This window comes from Kocuria sp. CH-021 (assembly GCF_049716185.1).
Lineage (GTDB): Bacteria > Actinomycetota > Actinomycetes > Actinomycetales > Micrococcaceae > Kocuria > Kocuria cellulosilytica.
Genome location: NZ_JBNAFK010000022.1, coordinates 1 through 15,834, shown reverse-complemented (window position 1 = coordinate 15,834; position 15,834 = coordinate 1). Strand labels below are relative to the sequence as shown.

At 68.7% G+C, this 15,834-nt stretch carries 16 protein-coding genes and 1 riboswitch; of the genes, 14 read left to right on the top strand and 2 right to left on the bottom strand.

Going from position 1 to position 15,834, the window contains the following annotated elements:
- The first annotated feature begins 59 nt into the window (after window positions 1-59).
- The 4 genes from ACPYN7_RS15100 to ACPYN7_RS15085 all read left to right on the top strand — a co-directional run bounded on the left by ACPYN7_RS15100 (window position 60) and on the right by ACPYN7_RS15085 (window position 5,032).
- On the top strand, window positions 60-2,219 hold the full coding sequence (locus ACPYN7_RS15100; RefSeq protein WP_284563957.1) for a cytochrome c oxidase assembly protein: 2,160 nt from the start codon (window positions 60-62) through the stop codon (window positions 2,217-2,219).
- A gap of 185 nt (window positions 2,220-2,404) precedes the next feature.
- Window positions 2,405-3,058, top strand: a complete 654-nt coding sequence (locus ACPYN7_RS15095) for a hypothetical protein (RefSeq protein WP_336650717.1) — start codon at window positions 2,405-2,407, stop codon at window positions 3,056-3,058.
- A gap of 142 nt (window positions 3,059-3,200) precedes the next feature.
- Entirely contained in the window at window positions 3,201-3,800 is a 600-nt protein-coding gene (locus tag ACPYN7_RS15090) for a copper resistance CopC family protein (RefSeq protein ID WP_284563955.1), read from the top strand.
- 245 nt (window positions 3,801-4,045) lie between these two features.
- A complete protein-coding gene (locus ACPYN7_RS15085) occupies window positions 4,046-5,032 on the top strand; it encodes an SURF1 family protein (protein WP_284563954.1) in 987 nt (328 codons plus the stop codon).
- Between the two features lie 111 nt (window positions 5,033-5,143).
- Here the strand turns inward: ACPYN7_RS15085 and ACPYN7_RS15080 are convergent, their stop codons facing one another.
- Both ACPYN7_RS15080 and ACPYN7_RS15075 read right to left on the bottom strand, forming a co-directional pair.
- The gene (locus tag ACPYN7_RS15080; protein ID WP_284563953.1) at window positions 5,144-5,947 is read right to left on the bottom strand and encodes a WecB/TagA/CpsF family glycosyltransferase; all 804 of its coding nucleotides are present in this window, start codon (window positions 5,945-5,947) and stop codon (window positions 5,144-5,146) included.
- A 543-nt stretch (window positions 5,948-6,490) separates the two neighbouring features.
- Window positions 6,491-6,856, bottom strand: a complete 366-nt coding sequence (locus ACPYN7_RS15075; protein WP_348651682.1) for a hypothetical protein — start codon at window positions 6,854-6,856, stop codon at window positions 6,491-6,493.
- 604 nt (window positions 6,857-7,460) lie between these two features.
- Between ACPYN7_RS15075 and ACPYN7_RS15070 the strand changes: the two genes are divergently transcribed.
- From ACPYN7_RS15070 to ACPYN7_RS15025, 10 genes are all read left to right on the top strand, one after another.
- Window positions 7,461-7,739: a hypothetical protein gene (locus ACPYN7_RS15070; RefSeq protein ID WP_284563952.1), complete on the top strand. Its 279-nt coding sequence runs from the start codon at window positions 7,461-7,463 to the stop codon at window positions 7,737-7,739.
- Window positions 7,736-7,864 carry a hypothetical protein gene (locus ACPYN7_RS15065; protein ID WP_255219702.1) on the top strand — a complete coding sequence of 43 codons (129 nt, stop codon included), beginning with the start codon at window positions 7,736-7,738 and terminating at the stop codon, window positions 7,862-7,864. The genes ACPYN7_RS15070 and ACPYN7_RS15065 overlap by 4 nt, the downstream gene beginning before the upstream one ends.
- A gap of 114 nt (window positions 7,865-7,978) precedes the next feature.
- A complete protein-coding gene (locus ACPYN7_RS15060; RefSeq protein WP_284563951.1) occupies window positions 7,979-8,149 on the top strand; it encodes a hypothetical protein in 171 nt (56 codons plus the stop codon).
- A 572-nt stretch (window positions 8,150-8,721) separates the two neighbouring features.
- A riboswitch (cyclic di-AMP (ydaO/yuaA leader) is annotated at window positions 8,722-8,877 on the top strand.
- A gap of 5 nt (window positions 8,878-8,882) precedes the next feature.
- The gene (locus ACPYN7_RS15055; protein WP_284563950.1) at window positions 8,883-9,542 is read left to right on the top strand and encodes a C40 family peptidase; all 660 of its coding nucleotides are present in this window, start codon (window positions 8,883-8,885) and stop codon (window positions 9,540-9,542) included.
- A gap of 784 nt (window positions 9,543-10,326) precedes the next feature.
- Entirely contained in the window at window positions 10,327-10,974 is a 648-nt protein-coding gene (locus tag ACPYN7_RS15050; protein WP_424348185.1) for a DUF3105 domain-containing protein, read from the top strand.
- Window positions 10,971-11,654 carry a DUF305 domain-containing protein gene (locus ACPYN7_RS15045; RefSeq protein ID WP_144943352.1) on the top strand — a complete coding sequence of 228 codons (684 nt, stop codon included), beginning with the start codon at window positions 10,971-10,973 and terminating at the stop codon, window positions 11,652-11,654. Before ACPYN7_RS15050 ends, ACPYN7_RS15045 begins: the two co-directional genes overlap by 4 nt.
- Window positions 11,655-11,939: 285 nt before the next feature.
- Window positions 11,940-12,905 (top strand): cytochrome c oxidase assembly protein, encoded by a 966-nt coding sequence (locus ACPYN7_RS15040; RefSeq protein ID WP_144943356.1) that lies wholly within the window; start codon window positions 11,940-11,942, stop codon window positions 12,903-12,905.
- Between the two features lie 463 nt (window positions 12,906-13,368).
- On the top strand, window positions 13,369-14,538 hold the full coding sequence (locus ACPYN7_RS15035) for a heparan-alpha-glucosaminide N-acetyltransferase domain-containing protein (protein ID WP_336650737.1): 1,170 nt from the start codon (window positions 13,369-13,371) through the stop codon (window positions 14,536-14,538).
- Between the two features lie 533 nt (window positions 14,539-15,071).
- A complete protein-coding gene (locus ACPYN7_RS15030; protein WP_424348184.1) occupies window positions 15,072-15,290 on the top strand; it encodes a hypothetical protein in 219 nt (72 codons plus the stop codon).
- 49 nt (window positions 15,291-15,339) lie between these two features.
- Window positions 15,340-15,501, top strand: coding sequence for a hypothetical protein (locus ACPYN7_RS15025; RefSeq protein WP_186367325.1), 162 nt, complete (start codon window positions 15,340-15,342; stop codon window positions 15,499-15,501).
- Window positions 15,502-15,834: the final 333 nt, after the last annotated feature.

Here is a 15,834-nt window from a genome sequence, read left to right as displayed (position 1 = left end):
GCAGGGACAATGGAGGCAACCCGCCGCCTTCTTCAGCGGCGGGTGAAGGAGAGCAGCTCATGAGCACGAAAACGCCCGAGCACACCGGGCAGGCGCACCCCGGGCTGGGCCGGCTGGGCGGTCACGGGGTGAGGCGGTGGCAGCTCGCTGCTGCCGTGGTGGTGGCCTTGGTGGTGTTGATCCTGGCGATGCTCTACAGCGGCTCGGGGGCCGCTCGTCTGGCGGCGGATCCGGGGGCGCTGGTGCGCTGGGGTCTGCCCGTGGTCGAGGTGGTGCACAACAGCGCCCTGGTCGTGGTGCTGGGTTCTCTGCTCTTCGCTTTGGGCGTCGTGCCGAAAAAACGTGGTGGGTTCCGCCGCCGCACAGACGGGCGGAACGGAGGCCAGGAAGCGGAGCACCCCTTGTTCACGGCCACCATGGGTCTGGCCGAGGTGGCGTCGGTGGTGTGGACGGTGGCTGCCGTGGTGGTGCTGGTGCTGTCCTATTCCGATGTGGCGGGGGTGCCGGTCGGCGGGGACGAGGCCTACGCGCAGCAGCTGCTGTACTACGCCACGGATCTTTCCCTGGGGCAGTCTCAGGCGGCGACCGTGGTGGCCGCTGCCGTGGTCACCACCCTGGTCTTCGGCGTCCGGGCCCTGATGGGACTGTTGCTCACCTTCGTCCTGGCGTGCACGGCCCTGGTGGCGATGGCCCTCACCGGTCACGCTGCCGGGGGCGCGGACCACATGGGTGCGGTGAACTCCTTGGGCCTGCACCTGCTGGGCGTGTGCCTGTGGACCGGTGGGCTGGCGGTGCTCGCCTGGCTCTCGCCGCAGCTGAGCGGATCTGACGCGGGCACCGGCACGCTGCCCGCGGGGGCCGGCCGCGGCGCCGGCGTCCGGGGCCAGGTGCCGATGGCCGCCGTGGTGCTGCGCCGCTTCTCGGCGGTCGCCTTCGGGGCCTTCTTCTTGGTGTTCCTCTCCGGGACCATCAATGCGGCGGTGCGCATCGGCTCCTGGGAGCAACTGTTCAGCCCTTACGGGCAGTTGGTGCTCCTCAAGGCCGCCCTGACCCTGGGGCTGGGCCTGGCGGGGCTGGCCCACCGCCGCTGGTTGATCCCCGGTGTGGAGGCCGGCCGTCTCACCGCCCGGCGCGCGGTGTGGCAGCTGGTGGCCGGGGAGCTGCTGGTGATGGGTGCGGTCATGGGCGTGGGCGTGGCCCTGTCCCGCACCGCCCCACCGGTGCCCGAGGAGATCGCCCCGGATGCCACCCCGGCCGAGATCCTCACCTGGTACCCACTGCCAACCGAGCCCACTGCCGCCTCCTGGTTCACCACCTGGCGGGTGGATCCACTGTGGCTGGCGGTGGTGGTCTTCCTCGCCGCCGTCTACCTGTGGGCGTTCGTGCAGGTCCTCCGCCGCGGGGACTCCTGGTCGGTGCTGCGCATCCTCTCCTGGCTGACCGGGCTGGCGGTGCTGTTCTACGTCACCTCCGGTGGGGTGGCCGTCTACGGCCTGGTGCTGTTCTCCGCACACATGGTGGAGCACATGATGTTGACCATGGTGGTGCCGATCTTCCTGGTCCTGGGTGCGCCGGTGACGCTGGTGCTCAAGGCGCTGGAGCCCCGGCAGGACGGGTCCCGCGGGCCGCGCGAGTGGATCCTGGCCCTGGTGCACTCCCCGTTCTCCAAGATCGTGACGCACCCGATCTTCGCCGCGGTGAACTTCGCGGCCTCGATCGTGATCTTCTACTTCACCCCACTGTTCGGGTTCACCCTGCAGTACCACGTAGGGCACGTGTTCATGATCACCCACTTCTTGATCACCGGGTACCTGTTCATGCTCGTGCTGATCGGCATCGACCCGATCCCGTACCGTCCCGGCCACATGATGCGCCTGATTCTGCTGCTGGCCACGATGGTCTACCACGCCTTCGTCGGGGTGGCCCTGATGGGCTCGGACACCCTGCTGCAAGCATGGTGGTTCGCGAACATGGGCCGGGATTGGGGCCGTAGTCCGATCGAGGACCAGCAGTTCGGCGGGGCCCTGATGTGGGGAATCGGAGAGTTCCCCACCGTCGTCGTCGCCGTGGTCGTGGCGATCATGTGGGCGATCGAAGGCAAAAAGGAGAACCGTCGCGTGGACCGGGCCGCCGACCGCACCGACGATGCCGAGCTCAAGGCCTACAACGCGATGATGGCCGGGCTCGCCGAGCGGGACGAACCCACGAGGCGTCCCTGAGCCAGGTCCACGGAGGGAAGCCGTGACCTTCACGGCGGCCTGACAACAGAGGCGACATGACGCACCGCGGTGTAGGCCCGACCGGCACCTGCCGCCAGGGCCTGTCGATTTGGTGGGGCACTCGAGGGCCACCACATAATGGGATCGCCGCCTCGAGCGGCTGATGAACTGAGGGGGGTGGAGGCGTGAGCGCACGTGCACGCCGACTTGCCCGCGGGTGGGCCGGAGCCGGGATGGCCACGGCCTTCGCCGCCGCCTCCCACCTGGCCGCCGGCGGTCACGTTCCTCCGGTGCTGTTGGTGTTGCTGTCCCTGGCCCTGTCCGGGCCGGTGTGCATGGCCCTGGCCGGCCGGGTGCTCTCCCGCTCCTCGTTGCTCACCGGCGTGCTCGTCAGCCAGGGTGTCTTCCATCTGCTCTTCAGCATCGCCGGATCCGTGACGACCGTGGCCGATGCCACCCACCACGCGGCGCTGAGCTCACCGTCCATCGGACCGGCCCTGGTGCTGCAGGCTCAGGCTCAGGCTCACGCGGTGAATGGTGGCACCGGCATGCTGGTCTTCCATGTGGTGGCCGCCGCGGCCACGTACGGGTTCCTGCGCCACGGCGAGGTGGCCGTCGTGGACCTGCTCGACGCCCTGCGACTGCGCGTGCGCCGGCTGTGGCGGGTCCTGTCCGCCCCGGTCGTGGTGCACCGGCCCCGACCTGTCCCACAGGGGCGTCCGCATACGCTGACGGATCAGTCGCTGCTGCGCCCGGTGCGCTCCTACCGCGGACCACCGGCAGGTTGTCGTCGGAGTCTTCTGCTCCCGACCGGGCTCGCCCGGTTGCCCGCCGGCTGAACACCACCACCTCTGTCGGGGCCGGTAGTGGTCGTGGGCGGAGAAGACAGACTCGGCGACTCACGCGCCGCCGGATCGACCACCGGCTCGGCGGCTCTGTCTGACCCACTCATTCATTGCCCCTCGAAGGGACCCCTTTGCCATGCTGACCACCACTTCTGTTCTGCGCCGTACCGCCGCCACCCTGAGCGCGGTCGGCGCCCTGACCGCCCTGGGACTGGTCCCCGCAGCCGCCCATGACGAGGTGCTGAGCACCTCCCCCGAGCAGGGCGCCGTGCTGGAGAGCGCCCCGGAACAGATCGAGCTCTCCTACAGCGGGGAGATCATGGACATCGGCCACCAGGTGCTGGTGACCGGCCCCGAGGGGCAGTCCGTGACCGAGGGCCCGCTCGAGCGCGACGGTTCCCAGGTGGTCCAGCCCCTGGCCGAGACCGGGTCCGAGGAGGGGACCTACCAGGTGGTCTGGCGGGTGGTCTCCAGCGACGGTCACCCCATCGAAGGCACCTACACCTACCAAGTGGGTGACGGCGCGGACACCACCACCGCGGCCCCCAGCCTCAGCAGCACCCCGACCGACGCCCCGACTGACGGCTCGGACAGCTCCGCCCAAGCCCAGGACGCGGCCGCACAGGAGGACTCCGGGGGTCTCTCCGGATGGGCCGTCGGCGCCACCGTGGTAGTGCTGGCCCTGGCCGTGATCGGGCTTCTGGGCTTGATGTCCCGTCGCCGCCGCAAGAGCTGAGCCCCTCGCAGCCCGGCCGGCGCAGATGCTCTACAGCACAGGCCCCAGGGGCGCGGCGACAGCCGTGCTCCTGGGGCCACCCCCGACCGCCCCGAATGCCCAACCGCCCACTCTGAGGACCACGACCGCCGTAAAGTTCGACCTGCCCGGACCGCTGCCACCGCGAGGCCCCGCAGCTCCCCCGGCGGGGCCGGATTCCCCGCAACTCTCCCACCAGGGCTGCCGCGGGGAAGGTGGAGTCTGACATGGGCACCTACCGTTTCCTGCTCAGCGGCCAATGGCTGGGCTTCCTCCTGCTCGCCTGCGCCGCCGCCGTGGTCTCCGTGTACCTGGGCGGCTGGCAGATGGACCGCAACGACCACCTCGTCGGCGAGAACACCAAGATCACGCAGAACTACCGGGCCGAGCCCCTGACCGGCGCGGCCGCCGCCGAGCAGTTCGCCGCCCACGACCCCTCCCTCACCTGGCGCCCCGTCAAGCTCACGGGCGAGTACCTGCCCCAGGACCAGGTCTTGGTCCGCAACCGGCCGCAGAACGGACGCGTGGGCTACGAGGTCCTGGTGCCCTTCCGCACCGGCACCGGGCAGGTGGTGGTCCTGAACCGCGGCTGGATCCCCACGGGCGCATCGGCCAACGGCATGCCCGACGAGGTCCCGACCCCGCCCGCAGGCACCGTGACGGTCTCCGCCCGGCTCCAGCCCGGGGAGCCGGCCGTCAGCCGTGGGGCCCCCGAGGGGCAGATCGCCACCATCGAGCTCGAGCAGTTGCAGGAGCGGTGGGACCGCCCGATCGGCACGGAGGCCTACGGCCAGGTCTTCACCGAGGCCCCGGCGCCCGCGGTGGCCCCCGCCCCGGCCCCCGAGCCGGAAATCGACTCCGGACCGCACCTGTCCTACTCGCTGCAGTGGTACGCCTTCGCGGCTCTCTTCTTCGTGGCCTACGGCTACGCCGCCCGCCAGCAGGCCCGCAACGACGCGTGGGACCGCCAGTTCACCCAGGAGATGGAGCGCCGGCTCGCACGGTTCTACGATGAGGACGGCAACTACATCGGCCAGGGCGACGAGGAGCTCGTCATCCGCCAGCTGGAGATGGCCGACGACATGCCGGCCCACCTGAAGTCGCTCATGCGGCCCCGGCCGCAGCGGCGGCGCTCCCGCCCCACCTGGGAGGACGAGGAGGACGCGATGCTGGACGCCCTGGAGACGCCAGCCGCGGTCCGGAGCGGAACCTAGGCCCCGCTGCGGTCCACGGACGAGTTGCACTGACCCGCAGCGTTAGTGATGCGCTCCGACACGAGGCGGTGGGCCAGGACGGAAAGTCTCGGCCCCCCGCTCACGGCCGGCTCAGGAACTGGCATCCGCCCCCTCAGCGCTCTGCCGGACGGCCTTGGCCGCCAGGAGGTAGGCGAGGATCCACGGCTCGACGAGATACCGGTGGCCCAGCCGCCGCGGCTGGGTGGCCAGTCGGTAGGCCCATTCCAGGCCCATGGGCCCGAGCCAGCGCGGGGCCGATTTCTGGATACCAGAGTACTGGTCGATCACCCCGCCGACGGCGGCGTAGATCGCCGTGGGCAACTCCTCCCAGTGCCGACTCAGGAACTCCTCCTGCAGCGGCATGCCCAGGCCCACGATGACGAAGTCCGGCTGGAACTCCTGGAGCGTTCCGACGATGCGGTCCTCGAGGGCCGAGTTCCACCCTTCGCCGGGCCAGCCCTCGACCGTGCGCTCAGGGTCCTCCGCACGGAGCATGGCGACCGTGGCGGCGTTGCTTTCGGGGCTCGCGCCGATGACGGCCACGCGCCGCACGGGGGTGTTCCGGATCAGGCCGGGCAGCCAGTCCATGGTGCCGATACGGTGCCGCCTGGCGCTGAGCGGCCGCCCGGACTGCCACTTGGCCATTTTGAGGATGGGAAAGCCGTCCGTCAGCACCACGTCGGCCTTGTCGTAAAAGGCGCGGAACGTCGGGTTGACCTCCCACGTGTAGAGACTGTGCAGATTGTGGCCGAGGATCACGGTCTTGCGCCGCTCCTCCCACGTGGCCGCAATCCACTGGTGCAGCTCATTGGTGTCCATCGGTGTCACCCGGATGCCGCTGACCGGGATCTCGATCTTGCCCAGCTTGTCCGTCTGAGTCTGGTACTTAAGCATGTGTTCCCCCACTGGTTCGGCAGTTACTGCCTCATCGGTTGTCGGTCGGCACGTTTGCCCCCGCCGTGGGATCCCCCAGATCCTGACTGGCGCATGGGACACGCTCCCGTGGGCGCAGCATTCGGGGACACCAGCCCGTGTTCCCCCGAATACCCGCCAACATTCACGTTAGCAACGACGGGCCCCCCGGCGTGCCCCCACTTCCGGGTTGCGCCGTCCCCCAATATGTACCTATTTGCATTGATGTGCCTCCGTGCATCCAGCGAGGTTGCGTCCTGCAGAGTGGATGCTCTATTGGCGTCAAGGCGCTGTGATGTCGCGTTGGGCGGTCTCGTCGAGCCAGTGCTGACAGCGCTGGAGGAGCATGACGGTGAAAACCATCGAACCCATCGTGGTAGACGTATCCACGTCTCTCCCACCCAGGTGCAGTACCCCTTGCCCTGCTCGCCTGCTCCACAGGGCCTCGGCGAAGGCCAACCGCTAATCCGCCATATGTAAGGCGGTGGGTGTTGTGTCCTGGATGCGCAAGCCCGCCGGGGACAGCTAAGGGCCCTGCCAGGCACAAGGCCCCTCAGCGTTGCGTGGTGATCGTGACCAGCGTGGTGGAACGGGATGTCGATCAGTCCTCGTCCTCGTCGTCGCTCTCGACAAGCTCGCCCCGGCCTCCTTGCCCTCGGGGAGGGCGAAGGCGAAGAGGATAAGCCCGGCCACCGGGTCTACCCACGCCGCGCCGGTCAGCGCGAAGAGGATCAGCCCGGTCAGAGTGGAGACGGACAGCAGCACGCAAATCCTGGTCTCGGCGGCGCCAGCCAGGATCAGGTCGTCACCCAGGGCCGTGCCGGCCTTCTTCTTGACCGCGGCCAGCACCGGCATGATGACCAGGGAGAGCACCGGGATGATGATGCTCACTGGAGAGGGGTCGGGGGTCTTGCCCTCGGATTGCCAATTGAGGGCCCGCGAGCCAGTCCCGGATCCGTCGGATTCTTCGGTCCGGGCTACGTCGCTCCTCCACATTATCGACGGGTGCCCCAGCCTAAGGGGAGCAAAGACTGGGGCACCCTAACGCCCGTGCACGGGGTGATGAGAACGGGGTGTTCTCACTTGCAAACTATGCCCTCACCGGTCCGGAAGAACAGCCCGTACAGCTACCAGAGGGCAAGTTATGGGGAATCTTCACGCCATCTTGAGGAAAGCTATACAAACGACTTCGAAGTCAAGACGGGAATCCTACGCTGAGCAGGGGCCACACTGCCGTGGGTGTCCTGATGACGGGGGTCACTTCACCCCGTGTTGGCGGGTGAGTCCATCACCGGTCACGGCGACGACGGAAAGACACCGCAACGAGAGCCCGCAGACCGCGACATCGGGCTCTGGGAGCAGGGTTGCTCCCAGCGGGAAACCGGCTTCCTCCGCTACTGTCGAGGACGACACCTCCCGACGCCGCGGCGCGGCCTGAGCCTGACGCGGGGCTGTCCGGGGAGCCTGCCCGAGCGCCCTGAGGAGCACGACCGCCGTGGAGTCCGACCGGCTCAGATCGCTGTCCCCGCACGGATCCGCGGCACCACCGGCCGGACCCGACAACTTGCAGTGCTCCCGCAAGGGCTGCGGCGCGGACGCCGCGTGGCGGATCCGCTGGAACAACCCGCGCATCCACACCCCACACCACCGCAAGAGCTGGCTGGCGTGCCCCGACCACTGCGAGAACCTCGAGAGGTTCCTCCGCGCCCAGGGCTTCTGGAAGGACACCGTCCCGCTCGGCCAAGACGGGCCCGCCGGGCAGGACCGACCGTGAGCGACGACCGGTTCCAGCTCAGCGGGAAATGGCTCGACTTCTCTCTGTGGGCCGGCGCCGCCGCGGCGGTCTCCGTGGACCTGGCCGACTGGCAGATGGACCGCAACGACCACCCCCTCGGGTAGAGGCGGTCATTTCGCAAGGGCTTGGCAGGCGTCGCCACGGCGAGGCGGATATCTTGTTGGCGTCTCGAGCGGCCGATGCCGTTGCCCGCTCGCCCCGCCGATTGGAGGCCCCCTGTGAAGCGCACCATCACCATCACCGCCCTCGTCCTGGGGTGCGCCCTGGTCCTGCCCGGATATACCGGCAGTATCGAGGAAGCAGCAGACGAAGCATCCTCCGGATTTCCCGTTGCCGCAAACGGAATCAACGTCTTGGAGGCGGCCGTGTCGATGCCGTCTGAACACTGACCCCCGGGCGTGCTCCTAGGGCCATGCAGTCGAATCACCTGCCGGAGAACACATCGATTCCTGTCCTGCCCTTGAGCGTGCCCGTTATTCCTCTACACGCTGAAGGCATGAAGATTCGATGAAGAAATGTGCTTCGTTCGGATGGCGGATTACGGCAGACATGAGCGCGCGCTGAATTTATCCTCCGATATCCTCCGAAGCCTCCGCCCGAGAGCCTCGATCGCTTTTCTTGCCCTACGCGCGGAAACCGCCCACCGCAGCCACCGGCGGTCTCCCAGTGCTGACAGGCCGCCGCAGGCGTGCCGAGGGTGTGCATCTTCGGGCCCATCAGGGACTCTCCCCGGCCATGCCCCCGCTAACGGTGAACACACTGATGTTCCCGCCCGAAACGAAGCTCCACTGGGCCGGGAACACGTTGCTGAGCACCCTCGGCAACCAAGACGACCACCCGATCGGCGGCCGTGACCAAAACGTGACATTAGGGGGTGGGCCCTGTATTGTCCTCCTCGTGCCGAGAGCTGATCTTCTTGGCGCCCCCGTGGCACATCGCCGAGTTCTGCCGGTGCTCGGGGTTCCTGAAGAGAAATCGGTTGGCAGAAGCGGGGGAACCATTACCGGTCCCGGTGATCCGGGGCCTTGGGGTTAAGCCGTTCAGAGCGCGTGCGTTCTGCGGCCGGGTGTCTCCCACCCGCATCCGACAGCTCACCTCGTAGGCAAAGGGAGGAACTCCACCATGTCGCTTTTCAAGCTGAACGCTGCCCGCCACCGCGCCGAGACCTCGTCCCGAGCTGTGCGCACCACCACCATCGCCGCCGCCGCCGGCGCAGCGCTGGTGGGCTCCATCGCTCCGGCCCAGGCCTACGCCGAAATCCCCGCCGCCTCCGGGTCCTCCTATGCGGCTCCGGCCTCGGCGATGGCCGATCTGGCCTCCTACACCTACCAGGCCCCGGTCGCCGCGCAGCCCGCCGCCCCCGCCGACCAAGCCCCGGCCCCGCAGCAGAGCGCCGCCACCTCGAGCGTGAGCCCGCAGTCCACCGCCATCACCGAGATCGCCCCGGCCGCCGGCGGCATCGTGGGCACGGCCATGCAGGGTGTGGGCACCGGCTACGTCTGGGGCGGGACCTCCTTCGGGGCCTGGGACTGCTCCGGATTCACCGGGTGGGTCTACGCCCAGAACGGCATCGACATCCCCCGCACCAGCTCCCAGCAGATCGCCGCCGCCACCCCCACCGCCAACCCGCAGCCCGGTGACCTGGTGTCCCAGAACGGTGGCAACCACATCGGCATCTACATCGGTGGCGGCAAGATGGTCTCGGCGCTGAACCCCACCCAGGGCACCTTCGTCCACTCCGTCAACGCCATGCCCGTCGACGGGTACTACACCTACCGCTGAGCCGGACTCGCTGCTGCGGTGCCCCACGGGGTCACCGCAGCAGATCCCCGGACCGCTCTCACCCGGGGCCGGGCCGCCTCTACCTCACGCGCACCTGCTGTGCCCTTCACCTGCTGCGCCCTTCACCTGCTGCGCCCTTCACCTGCTGCGCCCTTCACCTGCTGCGGGAGTGCTTCTTTCCGAAAGCACCCCCGTCGGACATCGGTCGTTTCGGTGACACCGTCCGGGATCAGGCCTGCACTGGGGCGGTGAGTGATGCGCTGGGCGCGGCCGGAACCAGTTTCCGCGGCTAACCGGCCGATCACTTGAGTCCGGCGCCCGCGTCTCCACCGTCCAGACCTAGACCGGTGTCCTCGTCGACTGCTCCCCGGGGGCGCCCACACCGGGGTCCATCCCGGCGGTGGCGAGGCCGTGCACGGCGGCTGGAACGGCCACCAGGCGGTCCTCGACAGCGTCAACGTCGGCTCCGGGCCGGTCCAGGTTTGCCTACGCTGAGCCGGTTCAGGCATCACATACTCCGGGTGCGTCCTCTTTGAACGACCAGCGAGGAGTGCGCACCCGGTCCTTACTTCCCGCCCCAGGCCGGGATCTCCTGCGTCGTCGTCGTTAGCCACCGAGGACGCGCCTCTCCTGCGCTCGAGGATGCACACTCGCCCACATGTCCAGGAGTGGGTGGTGGACGATCTTCCCAAGAAGGCCTTGCAGGAAAGGCTCAGCGCAGTGGGCTACTGTCCTGCCCGTTCATGAGGAGCAAGACCCTTTTTGGGCCTTTCAAGGAGGACGCATGGCTGGTGGTACGGACCCGGAGCGGGCGCGGCAGGAACGCGCTGCGCTGCTGGAGAAGCACTGGGCGGCCGATGCCCGGGCCACCCGCAGGCGGCGGGTCCTGGCGGGCGCGGGTGCGGTGACGGCTGTCGCGGCGGTGGCGGCCCTGGTGACGGTGGCGGTGATCAACGATCCCCCGCCCCAGGCGCGGGAGGACATCGAGATCGCCGGGCTGCAGACCTTCGAGGGCCTCGGCAACTCCCATGTGGAGACCGCGGTGGACTACGAGCAGTCCCCTCCGGTGGGCGGGGACCACGCCAGTGACTGGCTCAACTGCGGGGTCTACACCGAGCCGGTGCCCGAGGAGAACGCCGTGCACGCCTTGGAGCACGGGGCAGTGTGGGCCGCCTACGACCCCTCGGCCCTGTCCGAGGACCGGGCTGAGGCCCTGCGCCAGGCTGTCCCGGACACCTACGTGGTGCTCTCCCCCTACGAGGATCTGGGCGCCCCCATCATGGTCTCGGCGTGGGGGGCTCAGGTCGCCCTGGACTCCCCGGAGGATGAGCGCCTGGAGCAGTTCGTGACCAAGTACTGGCAGTCCCCCGACGCCCCGGAGCCCGGGGCATCCTGCACCGGCGGCATCGATGCCCCCAGCCGGGTCGCATGAGCACCAGCACCACCGGCGCCGCCTCCAGGAGCTTGGCAGGGCACCGGGGACGGTGGGTCCTGCTGGTGCTGGCGGCCGTGCTGTTGGTGGCGGCCGGCTGGGCGGTGGGGCAGCTGAGTGCTCCGAGGTCCTCCACCCCGGCGGAGGGCAGCCCGGAAGCCGGGTTCGCCCGCGACATGCAGACCCATCACCTGCAGGCGGTGGAAATGAGTTCCCTGGTCCGTGACCGCACGGAAGACCCGGAGATCCGCCGGTTGGCCTACGACATCTCCCGCACCCAGCAGCAACAGGTCGGGCAGATGTACGGGTGGCTCTCCGTGTGGGGGTTGCCCCAGGCCTCGTCCCAGCCGACCATGGCCTGGATGGACGACGGCGCGCAGGACCACACGTCCATGCCCGGTATGGACTCCACGGCCCCGGGCCTGGACGCGCGAATGCCGGGTATGGCCACCGCCGAGCAGCTGGCCGAGCTCCAGGACGCCCAAGGCCGGAAGGCCGAACGGCTCTACCTCGAGTTGATGATCCCCCACCACCAGGCAGGTGCGACCATGGCCCAGGCCATCCTGGAGCGCACCGACCATCCCGTGGTGACGTCCCTGGCGCAGTCGATCGCCACCAGCCAGACCTCCGAGATCGACTACATGGAGGACCTGCTGGCCGAGCGACGCACCCCATCATGATGTCCATCCGCACGCCAGGATCAGCACACGTGGCCGGGCCCGTGAAAAGGCTGACGGGCTCAGACGTGAACCGGTCTCCAGGTTCGGCCCAGCTGTGCGCCGGGACCGGAATCCACCGGGGTTCTTCGGCCGCCACCTCCGAGATCCCATGGAAGTCCGGGAAGGGGCCGGTGGGGCACGCCCGCCCCACCGGCCCCGGTCCTGAGCTCAGGGCCCGATCAGGACCCCGGGCCCGTTCTGTGGCGTGCGAAAATGCGACCCTGGCAGTCGATGCTCTCCGTGACCATGGTTGACCCCAGCGTGGAAGGGCCGGTCTGGGTCCCGACCGAGCCCCCGAGTCTGGAGAACTTCCTGGCGCCCACGATGCAACCGATCCCGCTCATCCCGGCCATCGCGCTGGTGCTGGCTGTGCTGTATCTGGCCGGAGCAACCCGGCTGTGGACAGCACGGCGGCGGTGGTCGGTGTGGCGGACCCTGTGCTTCCTCACCGGGTGCGCGGCCACCGCGGTCACCATGGGCGCGGGAATCGAAGGCTACGGGCTGCGCATGTTCTCCGTGTTCATGTTCCAGCAGCTGACTTTGATGATGTTCGTCCCAGCGCTGCTGGTCCTGGGCAGCCCGGGCACTCTGCTGCTGCGGGCCACACCCCACCGCGGACCCGGCGCCGTGGTGCTGCGTCTGGCCCTGTGGGGTTTGCGCTCCCGCTGGGGCAGGCTCGCCATCCACCCCGCCTTCTTGGTCCCGCTGTTCTTGGTCAGCTTCTACGGGGTGTATCTCAGCGATCTGGACGACCGGCTGCTGCCCACCTGGTACGGCCACATCGGGCTGGAACTGCTGTTCTTGGCCTCCGGGATCCTGTTCACCGTTCCGTTGCTGTCGGCCGATCCATTACCGATCAAGCAGACCTACGGCAGTCGCTTGGCCGACATTGTCCCCGAGATGCCGCTGCACGCCTTCTTCGGCGTCATCGTCATGATGGCCCCGCTACCCGTCGTGGAGTTCTTCGCCACGCCCCCCGCCAACTGGGGCATCGACCCGATGGCCGATCAGGTCCTGGCCGGCTCGTTGGCCTGGACCTACGGAGAATTGCCGTCCCTGCTGATCCTGCTGTTCATCATGGCCCAATGGCACCGCGACGATGCGCGCAAAGCCGCCCGCGACGAGACCGAGACCGCCGTCAGGGGCACCCCGGAATTGGATGCCTACAACGCCTACCTGGATCAGCTGCAGCAGCGCACCGAGAACCGCTAGCCCCCACGGGAACCGGCTGACGCCGGCTGGAACGGGCAGGGACGCCGACGCGACCCGCCCGCCCCTGCCGTCATCTAGTGCGTGGTCTGCCGGTGGTCTGCAGGGCCCTGTCTGGCCAGGGACTCAGCTCAGGGTGTGGACGACCCGGACGCCGGCCTTCTCCGCCGGTTCTCGCCCGGTTGTACATCCGTGGTGCTGATATTCGCGGGGCCGGAGAAAACCGTCCGCAACTCGGCGCAGCGGTCCTGGAGGCGAGAACTGCTTCCACAGCCAGGACACAGGAAAAGGATAACCCTGGGCTAATCCGCCTTGGTGGGATGGAGGTTGAGAGGGGCCCGCAGGTCCGGGCCGGTGGGCGGGACCCGCCGGTACATCCGAGAGAAGGAACGCACCAGCATGGTCAACATCCACCACCCGAATTCGGGGACGCGGGGACCAACAGGGGGGCTCAGTCCTCCCGCTGGTGAAGAAGCCACGGCTGGTGGGGGTCGACGCCGCTCGGGGTCTGGCCCTGCTGGGGATGTTCTCCATCCACATTCTGCCCGCCTGGAACCCTGAGACCTACGAGGTCACCCTGCAGTGGCAGCTGTTCGCCGGGCGCGCCGCGGCCCTGTTCGCCCTGCTGGCCGGGGTCGGCCTGGCGTTCTCCACCGGCGGGCGCACATCCCATCGGGGCCGGACGATGACCGCCGATCGGGTGGGGCTGTTCATCCGGGCCGTGCTGATCACCGTGCTGGGTCTGCTCGTCAACCAGCTCATGCCCGGCGACCCGCCCGCCTACAACATCTTGCTCTACTACGGGATGTTCTTCCTGCTGGCCATCCCCTTCCTGCACCTGCCCGCCCGCACCCTGTTCGTCCTCGCCGGGGTGAGCGCCGTGCTCACCCCCGTGCTGATGCTGTCCCTGCGCGGGGTGCTGCCGGCGATGGAGACCTACAATCCCACGATCACCGGGGTGCTCACCGACCCCGGCACCGTGCTGTCCCAGGTGCTGTTCACCGGCACCTACCCCGCCGTCCCCTACCTGACCTACCTGCTCGCCGGCATAGCCATCGGCCGGCTCAACCTGCGGTCCCTGCACGTCCAGGGCCGGCTGTTCACGGCCGGTCTGATCCTGGCCCTGGCCGCGTGGCTGGTCTACTGGGTGCTGATCCTCCAGGCCGGCGGCTACGACCAACTAATGAGCTCCACCCCGTCGCTGAGCCACGAACAGATCGACGAGATCATCATTTGGGGCCCCGACCCCGTCCTGCCCGACACCACGTGGTGGTGGCTGTTGATCCCCGGCCCGCACACCAACACCCCGATCGCCATCCTCTACGGTCTCGGCTCCGGCACGGCCGTGCTGGGGGCGTTCCTGCTCATCGGGCGGAAGGCCGGCGCCTGGCTGCTGCCGCTCAGTGCTGCGGGCTCCATGACCCTGACCCTCTACACGGCCCACCTGCTGGCCTTGGCCGCGATGGTGCACTACGAGGTGCCCCTGCTGTGGTTCCTCATTCACGCCATCGGGGCGGCGGTGTTCGCCGTGGCCTGGCAGCGCGCCTACGGGCAAGGCCCGCTGGAGCGGGCCCTGGCCCGGACCGCCGGCGCGGGGCGCGGGCTCGTCCTCGCCCCCGGTCGTCGCGAATCCTGAGCCCGGACGCGGCTGCAACAGCGGCTGGTTCCCATCGAGCCGGCGATATCGGTAGCGGACACCAAAAACACCCCTACGGACCCCACGGAAGTAAACCGTGCCTTCGCCGGTCGGCCCCTGCTGGGCCACCGGTTCGGTAGTCACGACGACGAACCGGTCCGGCCTTCCGGGCCCGTCGTGGTCCGGGTGCGCCCATTCCTCCGACGGGTGCCCTGCCGTCGGATCCGATCAGCAGGCCAGCGAACATTTTGGGTACCCGAGACAGAACATGAGCACGCCGCCATTGGCCGGCAGGGCACCTGCATGGGCTTTTCGACTGCGGGGCTGGGATCATGTGACGAGGATCGGCACGTGATTCCAGCCCCGTGACGCACGGTGCAGAGGCTCGATGGGCTCAGGCCCTGGAGGCTACCGGGGTCCTTGACCGGTCACCGATGGGCAGGCGGCATAACCCTCTCGGCATCGGTTGCGCCCCTGCAAGGTGGCGCTGGACCTGGATGCCGGCAGACGCGCCGCGGGATAACAGATGCGGGGTGGCCCAGGTACACGACCTGCACCTGTGGACGCTGACCTCGGGGATGAACGTGGCCACCGCCCACCTCGTCGCGGTGCCCGGTGCGGACCATCAGAAAGTGCTCGGCGGTGCTCAGGACGTGTTGAGCGAGCGGTACGCAATTGTGCACGCCACCTTGCCGGCGGAAACCCGCCGACTGCGCCAGTTGCCACGACCTGACCTGGTAAAGGCAGCCTGAGACGGTCCACCCGTGCGACGGCGACTTAGCCACCACCGACGGTGGGCGCATGAATCTCAACTACGCCACCTCCCCGACCGAGAAGTCCCAGGACCATACCGGCTCTATCGTGCCGCTGCTGGGCTTCAGACCCGAGGCCGAGGACCTCCCGGCACTGATCGACCAGTTTGGCATCTTTGACATCACCACCACAGCCCTGAGTCTGCGCTGACCCGTAATCATCGGCCCGACCGGGGGTTCCTGATGGACCCACCGGTCGGGCCGACCGCCGTCCCAGCACCTACTAATTCCCCGTCCAGGACCGGTGGGGTGGCAGACTCATCACATCCCGGCCCGCCGCCCCAGCCACTCCTGACCCGATGGGCTGTTCCTCGCTGGGGTCGGCCCCACCAGGAAGTCCTTCATCTGGTGGAGCCGCCCCTTCGCCGACAGGGACGCGACCGACCAGCAAGGACCTGCCGTGGGATGGGTCTTGACCCCGGGTCTTGGACACGGTGTCGTTTCGGTTATGCCGCTTCCGGGAGCGTAGCGGACGCAGCGGTCT